This window comes from Bacillus sp. P4_D3 (assembly GCF_056401855.1).
The window spans coordinates 1-1,235 of the sequence record NZ_JBFUIN010000845.1; the positions used below are offsets into that span (position 1 = coordinate 1).

At 33.1% G+C, this 1,235-nt stretch carries 1 protein-coding gene; it reads right to left on the bottom strand.

Features of this window, described 5'->3' with window-relative positions; all coding sequences use genetic code 11:
* Positions 1-758: 758 nt before the first annotated feature.
* A partial coding sequence (locus tag AC1DTM_RS27285) for an RNA-guided endonuclease InsQ/TnpB family protein (protein ID WP_477001355.1) occupies positions 759-1,235 on the bottom strand: 477 nt, incomplete at its 5' end.

The window sequence follows — 1,235 nt, forward strand, 5'->3', positions numbered from 1 at the left end:
AAGGAGATTATAGAGTGATATATGGTATATAAAATAGAAACAGTAATGTATATTATTCCAGTAACTTATCTAAAGCTCTCTCCTATACCTTTATTTCTGTAACAAAGGTAACGGGATATAGAAATATCCCTATTTAGAAACAGGGATATTTCTATATTAAAAAGGAGATTATAGTAGTGTTATGTGGTATATAAAATAGAAACAGTAATGTATATTATTCCAGCAACTTATCTAAAGCTCTCTCCTATACCTTTATTTCTGTAACAAAGGCAACGGGATATAGAAATATCCACATATAGAAATAGGGATATTTCTATATTAAAAAGGAGATTATAGTAGTGTTATGTGGTATATAAAATAGAAACAGTAATGTATATTATGCCAGTAACTTATCCAAAGCCCTCTCCTATACCTTCATTTCTATAAATTAAATAAAGAAAGAGTGTGTTTTAATCAATCTTTTTTCAAAACACGCTCTTTCTTTTTGCTCATTTATCAAGGTTATTAGTATTAATTTGAATAAACATTATTTCGAAGCTACATTTGAAGAAATAAAAAGAATGACGCTACTAGCTCAAAAGTAATGGTGTGTTAATGTAGCAAAGTACAAAGAAGATAGTGAACTACCCGCCACTTAACGTCCTAACGGACTGTTTGAAGTGGGGGCTTCTCGGTTAGTCGTTACTTTTGATAGCTAACGAATTAGTCTTAAGACAGCCGAGCTAAGTCCCTTGTTCCAAAGGTTATTTTATAGCTATTTACGCTAACGTTAATAGGCGTATTGCTTCATTTTTGATATTGATAGCTGCGTTATAATCTCTATCGAGATTTACACCGCATACACAAGAATATACTCGTTCAGACAATGACATGCTTTTTACATTTCCACAACCGCTACATGTTTTTGTGGAAGGAAACCATTTGTCTATTTTCACAAAGTGTTTTCCTTGTTCGTTTAGTTTATAAGCTAAGAAAGAAGTGAACATACCCCAACCATTATCTGCGACACTTTTTCCAAAATGAAGTGCTTGCGACATTCCTTTCATGTTTAGGTCTTCAATAGCTACAACATCAAAATTAGTAGCCAACTCTTTAGACTCATGATGAAGGAAATTCTTTCGTTGGTTGGCCACTTTCTCATGTAACTTAGCTACACGAATACGTTGTTTATTCCAACGCTCAGAACCTTTATTGCGTCTTGCTAATACTCGTTGTGCCTTTGCTAATCGGTCTAA